We start from the raw sequence: 13,997 nt of genomic DNA, 5'->3' as shown, positions 1-13,997 counted from the left end.
ATCCATTTCAAATACGGGGAGAAAACGGCGAACGACGCAGCGTTTTCAGGCATTCGGTTTGCGCTTGAGCTTGCTCAGCAAGGTGTCCAGCGACTTCTGATTCAGCGCCTTGGCCAACGGGAAGTCGGACGGCATCAGTGCCCCGGCGTGTGGATCAAGGCAGTGTTCGAGCAGTGCTTGCAGGTGCGTCAGCAGGCGCGCCGGCAGGTCGCGGTCGGCGGCCGGGCTGACGCTGTGCCAGTGCAGGTGCAGCACGCCGTCTTCCAGCCACGCCACTACTTCACGGGCATGGCTCACCCGGTTCATGCCGGCAACCTCGGGCGGCGCCGCCAGCGTGCTGGCGCGCAGCCAACCGGCGGGCGGTTGCTCGTGGCCCAAATAGTTGAACAGCACGTCACCGGTGGCGGCCGGCAATTCACCGCGCAGGCGCAGCAAGCCGTGGCCCAAGCCTTGGCCTGGAACTGCGCGCAAGGCCTCTTTGGCCTGGCGCACCCAGTCGCCGACGCTGCCACGCGCGTTCACCCGCAGCGGGAACAGGGTGGTGAACCAACCCACGGTGCGGCTGACATCCAGCCCGGCAAAACCTGCATCACGGCCGTGGCGTTCCAGGTCGACGACGATGTCGTGGCGCTGCTCGACTTCCGCCAACGTCGCGGCGAGCGCGGCGATCAACAGTTCTTCGGGCTGGGTGCGATAGGCCGCATGGGACTCGGTCAACCATTGGTGGGTGCGCGGCGCATCCCAACGCGCCGCCAGGGTCTCGCGCTCGGCCACCGTTGCCTGTGGCCGAGGGTTAGCGGCGACCTGGCTGGCCCAGTAAGGCTGTTCGGCGCCGACGTTGGCCGCGTGCGCGTGCATCTGCTCGGCCCACTGGCGATAGGCCGTGGTTTTCGCCGGCAGTGTCGCCGGCGTACCGTTTTCCAGCGCGGCATACAGCGTCTGGAAGTCTTCCAGCAGCGGCGCCCAGGACACCGCATCGATCACCAAGTGATGCGCCACCAGGTACAGGCGTTGCGGCGTGCCTTCGAGCAGCGCGGCGGCGAACAGCGGGCCGTGTTGCAGGTTCAGGCTTTGTGCGACCTGTTGCAGTTGCTCCACGTGCGTCACGCGGGTCAACTGCGCAGGTTCGACCGCGGCGAAGTGCGCTCGCCATGCGCCGTCCACGTCGGTGAAGCGCAGGCGCAAGGCGTCGTGATGCGCGACCAGCCGGTCGAGTGTCGCTTGTACGTGGGCGAGTTGCAGTGGGCGCTCGCTGTCGGCCAGCACCGACTGGTTCCAGTAAGCGGCCTGCGGTTGTTGCTGGTCGAAAAACCACTGGTGCAGCGGCATCAACGGCATCGGGCCGACGATGTCGCCTTGCTCGGCCACGGCCAGCAGCGGCGTGATAACCAGGGCCAGTGCCGCCGGGGTTTGCGCGCGGAACAGGTCTTTCGGCGTCAGCGCGTAACCGTGGTCGCGCAAGTGTGAGATCAACTTCAGGCCGAGTATCGAGTCACCGCCCAAGGCGAAGAAGCTGTCTGCAGCACCGACCGCGCGGCCAGCGGTGAGGCTGTCGCCAAGCAACTCGCTGAACAGTTGGCACACCAGGCTTTCCAGCGCAGTGCGCGGCGCCACGGGTTCGTGTTGCGTCTGTGGCAACGGCAGCGCCGCCAAGGCTTTGCGGTCGAGTTTGCCGTTGCTGGTCAGCGGCAGGCTCGGCACCTCAACCCAGACCGCAGGCAGCATGTAGGCCGGCAACTCGGCGCCGAGCGCAGCGGCCAGGTGCGGCTGCGGCGAGTGGCTGCTATAGAACGCCACCAAGCGGTTATCGATGACCAGTGTGCACACGCCGGTGATGCCCGGTTGAGCCAGCAACGCGGCGTCGATTTCGCCCAGCTCGATGCGCTGGCCACGCAGCTTGACCTGATGGTCGAGGCGGCCGAGGTAGTCGATATTGCCGTCGGCGAGGAAGCGGCAACGGTCACCGGTGCGGTACAGGCGTTCGCCATTCACCATCAGGAAGCGTTCGGCGCTGAGGTCATCACGTTTCAGGTAGCCACGCGCGACGCCGACACCACCGATGTACAGCTCGCCGATGCTGCCAATCGGCAGCGGTTGCTGGGCGTCATCGAGGATGTACAAGCGCAGGTTGGCAATCGGTTTGCCGATGGGCACCACGCTATCGGTGACCGAGCAGCGCCATACCGACACGTCAATTGCCGCTTCGGTCGGGCCGTACAAGTTGACCAGCGCTGCCGGGTGTTGCGCCATAAAGCGCTGCACCAAGTCGACCGGCAGCGCTTCACCGCTGGCGAACACTTGGCGCAGGCTGCGGCAGTCGGCCAGGCTCGGCTCTTCGACAAACGCGCGGAGCATCGACGGCACAAAGTGCAGCGTGGTGATCTGTTCCTGCTGGATCAACTGGCTGAGATAGGCCGGGTCACGATGGCCGTCGGGGCGTGCAACCACCAAGGTCGCACCGGTGATCAGCGGCCAGAAAAACTCCCAGACCGACACGTCGAAACTGTACGGGGTTTTCTGCAAGACTCGGTCATTCGGACCAATCGGGAACGCGTCCTGCATCCAGTGCAGGCGGTTCATCAGCGCGCCGTGCTCGTTCATCACGCCTTTGGGCTGGCCGGTGGAACCGGAGGTATACAGCACGTAGGCGAGGTCACTGGCCTGGACGGTCAGCGGGTCTGCGACAGGTGCGTCTGGTAGCGTCTCCAGCGTCCAGGCGGTGTGGCCTGCGGGCAAGCGTGGCAGCCACTGCGTTTGCGTCAGCGTCACTTGGGCGTCTGCGTCGGCAATCAAAAACGCCAAGCGTGCCGCCGGCAGTTCCGGATCCAGCGGCAACCAGGCCGCACCGGCATGCACCACGCCGAGCAAGGCAACGACCATCTCCACGGAACGCTGCATGCACACCGGCACAATCGACTCGCGGCCAATACCGGCGCTGCGCAGGGCGCGGGCGACGGATTGCGCGCGCTGGTCCAGCTCGGCATAGCTGAGGCGCTGGCCTTCGAACACCAGTGCCGTTGCGTTCGGGGTCAGTGCGGCTTGCTGGGCCAAGGCCGTGTGCAGGTTGCTTGGGCCTTTATAGTCACGCTCGGTCGCGTTCCACTGCGCAAGCTGCGCCTGGTCCTGCGACTGCGGGAAAAGCTCGACCAGCGCGCGTTCCGGCGCAGCCACCAGCGCATCGAGCAGGGCACACCACTGCGCGCTCCAGCGTTGCATCGTCGCGGCGTTGAACAGCGCGGCCTGGTATTCCAGCGTGAGGCGCATGTCGCTGCCGTCGTCGTGGACTTCCCAGCTTTGTTCGAACTTGGCGTCGATGGCCGGCAGCGTCTGTTCCGTCAGGCTCAGGCCCGGCCACTGGCGGCTGTCCATGCGGCCATGGTTGAGCGAAAACAGCACCTGAAACAGCGGCGTGCGGTTGAGGTCGCGGCGCTGGGCCACGGCGCCGACCAAGGTGGCGAAAGGCAGGTCGGCATGCGCCTGGGCGGCGCGCAGGTCGGCTTCCAGGTTGGCCAACAAGGTCGCCGCCGGGGCCTGTTGATCGACCTCGCTGCGGAGCACCAGCGTGTTGACCAGGCACGCCAGCAGCGCCTGGGTTTGCGGCTGATCACGCTGGTCGGCCGGGGTGCCCAGGCGAATCTCGCGCTGACCGCTGTAACGTGCGAGCAATGCGCTCAGGGCCGTCGCCAGCACCACGTACGGCGTGCTGCCGCGCAGCCGCGCAAACTCGCGGATCGCGGCGGCGCGCTGGGCGCCAAGGCTGACGCTCAGCTGACCGGCGCGCCGATCCGCTTCGGCGGCGCGTGGCTGGTCGAGGGGCAGTTCGAGGGCATAGTCGTCCTGGCCGAGGTGCTGTTTCCAGTAGTCCAGGCTGAGCTGGCGTCGGGCCTGAGTGTCCGCTTGGTGTTGCCACACGGCGAAGTCAACATAGTCGATCGCCAGTGCAGCCCAGCCCGGCGCTTGCGCGTCGAGGCCGGCACGGTAGGCCTGCGCCAGTTCGTCGATCAACAACTGCATGGCCCAGCCATCGGTGGCGCTGTGGTGCAGGCACACCAGCAGCAGGTGTTGGTCGCTGCCGTGGCGTTGCAGCAACTGCGCGCGCCACGGGGCGGCATTCGCCAGGTCAAACGGGGCCATCAAGTCAGCCTGTGCCTGGCCGCACGCGGTGTTCCAGTGATCGGTGGCAACCTCGGTCACGCGCAGCGCCGGGCCTTGCGCGTCGATCAGCAATTGCGCTTCGCCAGCGACGTCGACAATGCGGCTGCGCAACACCAGGTGGCGCTCACTGACCAGGTCAAATGCCTCGCGCAACACGGGCACGTTGAGGTTGCCGTTCAAGCTCAGTGCGAACGGCATGTGGTATTCGCGCGACTCCGGCACCAAGCGGCTGAGCATCCAGAAGCGCTGTTGCGCCAGGCCCAGCGGCAATACTGCCGGGCGCGGTTGCGCAGTGATCAGCTCGCCAGGCAACGCATCGCGCAGGTGCGCGTCCAACGCCGCCACCGTCGGTTGGGCAAACACCAGCGCCAATGGCAAGCTGACGTTGAGGCGTTCACGCACACGGGCGACCAAGCGCGTGGCGAGCAACGAATGCCCGCCGAGCTGAAAAAAGTTGTCGTCGATGCCGGGCAGCGGGCATTCCAGCACCTCGCTGAACAGTTCGCAGAGCAGCGTTTGCGTGGCGTTGTGCGGCGCCCGGTGCGCCTGTTCGCGCGGCGCGTCCGGCAGGTTGATGGCGGCGAGCGCTTTGCGGTCGAGCTTGCCGTTGCTGTTCAGCGGCAGGTGGTCGAGCTGCACCAGCAGGCTTGGCAGCATGTGCGTCGGCAGCTGATTGCCGAGTGCCGCGCGCAGGCTGGCTTCATCAATGTCGCCACTCCAGAAACTCACCAGACGCTGATCCAGCAGCAAGGTGGCGGCGTCTCGCACGCCTGGCTGAGCCAGCAGCGCGGCGTCGATTTCACCGAGTTCGATACGCTGGCCGCGCAGTTTGACCTGATGGTCGAGGCGGCCGAGGTACTCGATATTGCCGTCGGCTAGGAAGCGGCAACGGTCGCCGGTGCGGTACAGGCGTTCACCGTTGACCATCAGGAAGCGTTCGGCGCTGAGGTCATCACGTTTCAGGTAGCCACGCGCGACACCGACGCCACCGATGTACAGCTCGCCGATGCTGCCAATCGGCAGCGGTTGCTGGGCGTCATCGAGGATGTACAGGCGCAGGTTGGCGATCGGTTTGCCGATGGGCACCACGCTATCGGTGACTGAACAGCGCCATACCGACACGTCAATTGCCGCTTCGGTCGGCCCGTACAGGTTGACCAGCGCCGCCGGGTGTTGCGACATAAAGCGCTGCACCAAGTCGACTGGCAGCGCTTCACCGCTGGCAAACACTTGGCGCAGGCTGCGGCAGTCGGCCAGGCTCGGCTCTTCGACAAACGCGCGGAGCATCGACGGCACGAAGTGCAGCGTGGTGATCTGCTCCTGCTGGATCAACTGGCTCAGGTAAGCCGGGTCGCGATGGCCGTCGGGGCGTGCAACCACCAAGGTCGCACCGGTGATCAGCGGCCAGAAAAACTCCCAGACCGACACGTCAAAGCTGTACGGGGTTTTCTGCAGTACGCGGTCGTTCGGGCCAATCGGGAACGCGTCCTGCATCCAGTGCAGGCGGTTCATCAGCGCGCCGTGCTCGTTCATCACACCTTTGGGCTGGCCGGTGGAACCGGAGGTATACAGCACGTAGGCGAGGTCACTGGCCTGGACGGCCAGCGGGTCTGCGGCAGGTGCTTCTGGCAGCGTCTCCAGCGTCCACGCCGTGTGCCCAACGGGCAAGTGTGGCAGCCACTGCGCTTGCGTCAGCGTCACTTGGGCGTCTGCGTCGGCAATCAAAAACGCCACGCGTGATGCAGGCAATTCCGGGTCCAGCGGCAACCAGGCCGCACCGGCATGCACCACGCCGAGCAAGGCAACGACCATCTCCACCGAACGCTGCATGCACACCGGCACAATCGACTCGCGGCCAATACCGGCGCTGCACAGGGCGCGGGCGACGGATTGCGCGCGCAGGTCCAGCTCGGCATAGCTGAGGCGCTGGCCTTCGAACACCAGCGCCGTTGCATTAGGGGTCAGTGCGGCTTGTTGGCTCAGGGCCGTGTGCAAGTGCGTCGGCCCAGGGTAATCGCGCGCGGTAGCGTTCCATTCCAGCTGCTGCTGACGCTCGGCGGGCGTCACCGCTGACCAGTCGCCAAGGCGCATCTGTGGCGTTTCCAGCATGGTTTCCAACAGCGCTTGCCATTGCGTCAACCAGCGTTGGGCGGTGGCGTGGCTGAACAGCGCGCTGCGGTATTCGAGCAACACCGACAGCACCTCGCCGTCGTGCACTTCCCAGTTCAGGTCGAATTTGGTTGCGCTGGCGGTGACCGCACGTTCGCTGACCTGCAATTGCGGCCACTGGCTGGCACTCGCGGCGCCGTTCTGCATCACCAACAGCACCTGGAACAACGGCGTCTGGCCGAGGCTGCGCTGCGGCGCGAGGTGTTCGACCACTTGGTCGAACGGCACCTGTTGATGCTGTTGCGCGTCCAGCACGGTATTGCGCACCTGATCGAGCAAACCGGCGAAATCCAGGCTCGGCTCCAGGTCGGCACGCATCACCACGGTGTTGACGAAGCAACCGATCAGCGGCTGCAACTCGGCCAACGGCCGCTGGGCCACCGGGCTGCCGATGCGCACGTCGCGCTGGTTGGCGTAACGCCCAAGCAGCAGTTGCGCGGCACTCAGCAACAGCATGTACAGGGTCGCACCGCGCTGTTGCGCAAACTGGCGCAAACGCGTGGTCAGCTCGGCGGGCAGTTGCAACTGCACCGAACCGGCGCGCGGGTCGAGCACCTGCGGGCGCGGCTGGTCGGTGGGCAGTTCGAGCCGGTAGCCTGGGTCTTCAAGCTGCGTGCGCCAGTACGCCAGTTGGCTGTCGAACAGCGCGTGCTGCGCAGGCTCGCGTTGCCACACGGCGTAATCCGCGTAGTGCAGCGCCAGCGTTGGCAGGTTGGGCGTGCGGCTCTGGCAGTGTGCGCTGTAACACTCGGCCAATTCGTCGAGCAGGTTCTGGGTGGACGCGTCGTCGGTTGCGCAGTGATGCAGGGTCAGCACCAACAATGCCTGGCGGTTGCGCTGAAGCAATGTCGCGCGTATCGGCACTTCGCGCGCCAGGTCGAAGCGCTGCGCGGTGGCGGCCTGGATCGCGGCGTCGGTCAGTTGCTGCCAGCGTTGGTCGTCGACGCCATCCAGCGGCGTCAGGCCCAGCGCCAGCTCAAACCACGGCTCAATCACCAACGCCAAGTCACCTGCGGCTTCACGCACGATGCGGCTGCGCAGGATTTCGTGGCGTTGAATCACCGTGTTCAGCGCCGATTGCAGCGCCGCCAGGTTCAGCTCACCGTCGAACTGCACGGCGCTGACCACATTGTATTCACTGACGCCGCTCAGTTGTTCGAGGAACCACAGGCGCTGCTGTTCGAACGACAGCGGCAAGCTGGCGGGGCGCGGCGCTGGCACGAAGGTTGCGGCAGGGCTTTGCAGCGGCTGCGCCAGCAACGCGGCCAGCGCTTGCAAGGTTGGGTGTTCGAACACCGCACGCAGCGGTGGCACCGAGGCAAATTGCTGACGCAAGCGTGCAAACAGCACCGCCGCCAGCAACGAATGGCCGCCCAGGTAAAAGAACTGGCTGTCACGCCCGATTGCGCTCACCGGTACAGTCAGCAGATCGGCCCACAAGGCCGCGAGTTGGCGTTCGGCGTCGGTACGCGGCGGGTCTTGCGCGTCTGGTTCGGCCTGGGTGTCTGGCGCGGGCAAGGCCTTGCGGTTGAGTTTGCCGTTATCGGTCAGCGGCAATTGGTCGAGCACCACGAACGCCGAAGGCACCATATAGTCGGGCAGCGCGGCGCCGAGGCTGTTGCGCCAGGCATTTACATCAGCCGCGTGGTCGGTGGTGACGTAGGCCACCAGGCGTTTGTCACCGGGCACGTCTTCGCGCGCCAGTACCACCGCCTGACGCACGCCGGGTTGCGCGCCGATCAAGGCTTCGATCTCGCCGAGTTCCACGCGGAAACCACGAATTTTGACCTGATGGTCCATGCGGCCAAGGTATTCAAGCTGGCCGTCCGGCAGCCAGCGCACCAGGTCGCCGGACTTGTACATGCGCGCCTTTGGCAGCGGCGAAAACGGGTCGTTGATAAATACCTTGGCGGTTTGTTCGGCGCGGTTGAGGTAACCCAAGGTCACCCCGGCACCGCCTATGTGCAGCTCGCCGGGCACGCCCACCGGCAGCGGGTTAAGGAACGCATCCAGCACGTAGGCACGCACGTTGGCGATTGGCCGGCCGATGATCGGGCGTTGCGGGAAATCTTCCACCGCGCAACCGGTGGCGTCCACCGTGCACTCGGTCGGCCCGTAGGTGTTGAAGAAGCGGCTGCCGCGGATCGACGGCAGGCGTTGCCAGAGCTGTGCGTCCACCGCGTCACCGCCAAACAGCACAAAGCGCGGCAGGTAGGTGTCGCCACGGCGCACACCGTCGGTTTCGAGCAGGCTCTTCAGCTGCGCCGGGGTGCATTCGAAGGCGTCCAGGCGCGTCTCTTGGAAAAACTGCGCGAGTGCAGCCGGGTCGTAACGCACGTCTTCGGGCGTGAGGTACAGACTGTGGCCGTCGAGCAGCAAGATCAGCTCGGCGACGGAACTGTCGAACGCGAATGAATAGTTGAAGCTGGTGCGCATCGGCTGGTCGGTGTAGCGCCGGTACAGGCCGTGGATACGCGCCCACGCGAGGTTGACCACGGACGCGTTGGTGACCAGCGTGCCCTTGGGCTTACCGGTCGAACCCGAGGTGTACATGATGTAGGCCAGGTCGTCCGGCCCCGCGATTGGCGCGAGGTTGTGGCCTGGCTGCGCGGCGAACAGCGCGGCATCGGCGTCCAGGCGCAAGCGCGGCAACTGGCTGCCGAGCTGTTCGAGCAGGCCTAGCTGGCCGAGGAACAACAGCGGTTGTGCGTCTTCAAGCATGTACGCCAGGCGCTCCACCGGGTAGCTCGGGTCCAGCGGCACGTAGGCGCCACCGGCCTTGAGAATGCCCAACAGGCCGATCAACAGCTCCAGCGAACGCTCGACACACAGCGCCACCGGGCTATTGGCAACCACGCCTTGCGCCCGCAGCGTGTGCGCGACCTGGTTGGCGCGCCGGTTCAATTCGGCGTAGCTCAGGCGTTGACCTTCAAAGCACAACGCATCGCGCTGCGGGGTGCGCTCGGCTTGCTGTTCAAACAACTGGGCGAAGGTCAGGTGCTGCGGCACCTCCATCTCGGTGTGGTTCCACTCGACCACAGTGCGTTGCCATTCGGCCGGCATCAGCAAGGGCAGGGCGGCGACTGCGCGCTGTGGCTCGGCCAGCGTTTGTTCCAGCAAATGTTCCAGGCGCGCGAGGGTTTGGCGCGCGCTGTCTTGGGTAAACAGGTCGAGGGCGAACATCAGCTCCAACTGGATCGGCGCATTGGCCGGGCACAGCACGTGCAGGTCGAGGTCGCATTCGGAATGTTTGAGCGGCGTGTCGAGGGCTTCGAAGGCCAGCCCGGGGAACTGCAAGCGCGACTCCATGGCCAATTGCTGCGCGACCATCACTTGATACAGCGGCGCATGGCTGAGGCTGCGCGGCAGTTGCAGGCTGTCGACCAACTGCTCGAACGGCAAGTCCTGATGCTGCAGGCCTTCGCGCAAACGGCTGGCGATTTGGCCGACCAACTCACTGAAGTCGGTTTGCGCGGTGAAGTCAGCGCGAATCGCCAGGTTGTTGAGCAAAATCCCCAGCAAGCCTTCGGTGCCTGGTTGCTCGCGGTGGGTCACGGGCGTGCCGATCAGCACCGTGGCGTCGCCACTCAAACGGTGCATCAGCACCGCAAAGCCTGCGAACAACACGCAGAACGGCGTGGTGCCCAAGCGGCTGGCGAAGGCTTGCACGCGGCCGCTCAGGTCGGCGCTGAGTTCACGCTGTACCAGGCCTGCGCGGTAGCTTTGTACCGACGGCCGTGGGTGGTCGGTGGGCGACGCCAGCAACGGGCTGGCGTCCTGGTCGCGGCGGTCGAGGGTGCGCGTCCAGTAATCGAGCTGACGCGTGAGTTCGGCGCCTTGCAGGTGCTCGCGCTGCCACAGCGCAAAGTCGGCGTATTGCAGGGGCAGGGCGGGCAATTGCGCGGCGCTGCCGTTGCAACGCGCTTCATAGCCCAGCGCCAGTTCGCGCAGGGCGATGGTTGCCGACCAGGCGTCGGAGACCAGGTGATGCAAGGCGATGCCCAGCACGTGTTGGCCTGGCGCCACTTTGAGCAGGTGCGCACGCAGCAGCGGTGGCGCGGTCAGGTCGAACGGTTGTTCAAAGGTCGCTTGCAGGGCGCTGAATTGCGCGCCCTCACGCGCCGTGGCGCTCAGGTGCGACAAATCTTCGAACGGCAGCGCGAAGTCCAGCGCCGCGCTGATGTGCTGGCTCGGCACGCCGTCGACGCTGCGGATGCCGGTGCGCAGGATTTCGTGGCGTACCAGCAAGTCATTCAGGCTTGCCTGCAGCGCCGCAATATTGAGTTGACCTTCGAGGTGCAGGGCAAACGGGATATTGAACAGCGTGGTGCCCGGTGTCAGTTGCTCGATAAACCACAACCGTTGTTGCGAGAACGACAACGGCAGCAGCGCTGGCCGAGGCTTGGCCTGCGGCGCACTGTGCGCGGCGGTGTGCGCTGTGGCGGCGTGCGCCTCACGCTCGGCGATGGCCACGGCCAGCAGGGCGACGCTCGGCTGTTCGAACAGCACGCGCAGCGGCAGGTCGAGTTTGAACTGGCTGCGCAGGCGCGCGACGATCTGGGTCGCCAGCAGCGAGTGGCCGCCGAGCGTGAAGAAATTGTCTTCCACGCCGACGCTGTCGCGACCGAGCACCTGCGCCCAGATAGCGGCGATGGCCGCTTCGCGTTCGTTGCGCGGTGCGATGCTTTCCAGCGTGTCGGCCTGCCAGTTCAGTTGCAGCGCGGCGAGGGCTTTGCGGTCGACCTTGCCGTTGTTGTTCAGCGGCAAACGTGGCAGGCATTCAAAGGCCGCCGGCACCATGTACGGCGGCAGTTGCGCGCGCAGGTGTTGGCTTAAGCCGCTGTCGCCCAGCGTGTCGTCATGCGCCGACCAGTAGGCCACGAGCCAGGCTTCGCCGACGCTGTTCTCGCGCAGCAGCACGGCGGCTTCGCGTACGTTCGGGTGTTGGGCCAGGCGGTGTTCGATTTCAGTCAGTTCGATGCGGTGCCCGCGCAATTTGACTTGCTGGTCGCGCCGGCCGAGGTATTCGATCACCCCATCGGCGCGCCAGCGGCCGAGGTCGCCGCTGCGGTACACGCGGCCGTCGAGGTGCGGGTGCTGGATAAAGGCCTCGGCGGTACGCTGCGGGTCGTGCAGGTAGCCACGGCCGACGCCGACGCCGCCCACGCAAATTTCCCCGGCCACGCCAATCGGCACTGGGCGCAGGGCTTCATCCAGCACGTACAAGCGGTTGTTGGCCGTCGGCTGGCCGATCGGCATATGGCTGATGCTGGCGTGCGGCGCTTGGGTAATCGGTTGGAACGCCACGTCGTCCGAGCATTCGGCCGGGCCGTAAGCGTTCATCAGCGCGATGCCGGGGAATCGCGCAAACCAGTCGCGGGCCACCGTCGGCGGCAGTGCTTCGCCGGTCGGCAGCACCCAGCGCAGGTCCGGCAGTTGCAAGTCGCACGGGCACAGCGCAAGCAGCGTGCGCATCAGGCTCGGGACGATTTCCAGTACATTCAGGCGCTCGCTGGCGAGCACCTGCAACAGGCGTTGCGGGTCGTGGGCAATCTCGTCCGGCAGAATATGCACGGTCGCGCCGAGTACTGGCGCGGCGAGGAACTGCCACACGCAAATGTCGAAAGCCACCGACGCGGTCTGCGGGATGCGGTCAGCGGCGTTCAGCCCCAGCGCCGGGACTTTGCCGAAAATGTTATTGAGCATGCCGCGTTGTTCGACCATCACGCCCTTCGGCGTGCCGGTCGAACCCGAGGTGAACAGCACGTAAGCCAGGCTGTTCGGGCTGCCAAGGGGCGCCAGCGGCGCGTCGTTCGGGGTGTTCCAGGCCGCTTCGGCAAACAGCGCCGTGGGCGCGAGGTCGAGGCCGCTGAGCAATTGATCAAGTAGCGTGCGGCAATCTTCAGTCGCCACCAGCAGCGGCGCGCGCGACAGGGTGAGGATCTCGCGCAGGCGCTCCGGCGGGTGATTGACTTCCAGCGGCAGCATCGCCGCGCCGGCCTTGAACACGGCAATCATGCAGGTTAACAACGCCAGGCCACGCGGCGCGACCAGCGCGACCAACTGGTCTTCGCCAGCACCGGCGGCGCGCAGTGCATGCGCCAGGCGGGTGGCGCGCCGGTCCAGCTCGGCGTAGGTCAGCGACTCACCGTCGCAGACGGCGGCAACCTGCTCGCCGCGCTCTGCGACGTGCCTGGCAAACAGCTCTGCGTAACTTTTGTCCAGCGCAAACTCATGCGGGTTCACCGCCCATTCGCCGAGCAATTGCTGACGCTCGTCAGCGGCCAGCAGCTCGAAACTGCCCAGCGGCGCCTCGGGCGCGGCGAGCATGCCGCGTACCAGGCTCGCCAAGTGGCCGAGCAAACGCTGCACGGTGTCGGCCTCGAAACGTTCACGGTCGTACGACACGCGAATGCCCAGTTGCTCGCCGGGCAGGATCACCACGGTCAGGCCGTAGTGGGTGTGCACGCTGTGGTCCATGCCATCAAGGGTGAACTGGAAACCTCCGTGCAGAATCTGTTCGTCAATCGGTGCGTTTTCAAACACCAGAATGCTGTCGAACAGGGTTTCGCCACGCGGGAAATCGCTCCAGCCCTGAATGTCGGTGAGCGGCGTGTGTTCAAAGTCGCGCATGTCGACGTTGAGCCCTTGCAGCGCGCTGAGCCAGTCACCCAAGCGCGCTTGCGGGTCGACGCTGACGCGCAGCGGCAAGGTATTGATGAACAGGCCGATCATTTCGCCGACGCCGGTAAGCTCGGCCGGGCGCCCGGCCACGGTGACGCCGAAGACCACATCGCGTTGCCCGCTGTAGCGCGACAGCAGCAGCGACCATACGCCCTGGAAAAACGTGTTCGGGGTAATCCGGCGGCTGCGGCAGAAGCTGGCCAAGGCCTGGGTGTCGCTTGCGCTGAGGTGAATCAACTGATCGGCGACCAGCACCGCGTCGGTGTAGCGGTCGCGCGTCACGCCATTGTCGACCGTCAACGCGGTCGGTGCGTTAAGCCCTTGCAACTGCCCGCGCCAAAACTGCTCGGCTTTGCCCGCGTCCTGGCGTTGCAGCCATTGAATGTAGTCACGGAATGGCCGCGGGCTTTTGATCTGTGGCGTGCCACCGTTGCACAAGGCCTCGTAGACCTTGAGAAAGTCCACGGTCACCAAGGAGATGCACCAGGCGTCCATCAAGATATGGTGGAAGCTGCGGATGAATTCATACGACTCGTCCGCCAGACGCACTAGGCGAAAGCGAATCAGCGGCGGTTTGGAGAGGTTGAAGCCGAGCTTCTGCTCATCTTCCAGCAGCGTACGAATACGCGCTTCCTGTGCCGCCGGCGCCAGCCCGCGCAGGTCGAGGGTATCCAGCGGCACCTTGACCTCGCGGTGGATCACCTGCACCGGTTGCTTCTGGGTTTTCCACTGGAAACTGGCGCGCAGCGACGGGTGCATCGCGACCACTTGACGCCAGGACTCAAGGAACGCGCTTTCATCAATGGCCCCACCGATGCGGTAACGATCCTGCATCAAGTACACGCCGGAGTCTTCGTGCAGCAGGGAGTGGAACAGCATCCCTTGTTGCAGCGGTGACAGCGGGTAGACATCTTCGATCGGATTGCGGGTGGTCTGTTCGGTGGTCATTCAAAACGTCCTGCAAAAAAGGGGCTACGGCGCCAGGCGCG

Annotated in this window: 1 protein-coding gene; it reads right to left on the bottom strand. The window is 65.5% G+C overall.

The genetic code is table 11. From position 1 onward, the window contains the following. Window positions 1-45: 45 nt before the first annotated feature. Window positions 46-13,956 (bottom strand): non-ribosomal peptide synthetase, encoded by a 13,911-nt coding sequence (locus AO240_RS06705; RefSeq protein ID WP_099235657.1) that lies wholly within the window; start codon window positions 13,954-13,956, stop codon window positions 46-48. Window positions 13,957-13,997: the final 41 nt, after the last annotated feature.

Origin of the sequence: Pseudomonas sp. ICMP 460 (genome assembly GCF_002723595.1) — a bacterium.
GTDB lineage: Bacteria > Pseudomonadota > Gammaproteobacteria > Pseudomonadales > Pseudomonadaceae > Aquipseudomonas > Aquipseudomonas kitaguniensis.
Note: the sequence above shows the minus strand (reverse complement) of the source record. Positions and strands in the feature narration are given on the sequence as shown.

Bases quoted from the DNA above. Each gene is read 5' to 3' on its own strand.
- AO240_RS06705 (WP_099235657.1), bottom strand. From the start codon at position 13,956: ATGACCACCGAACAGACCACCCGCAATCCGATCGAAGATGTCTACCCG.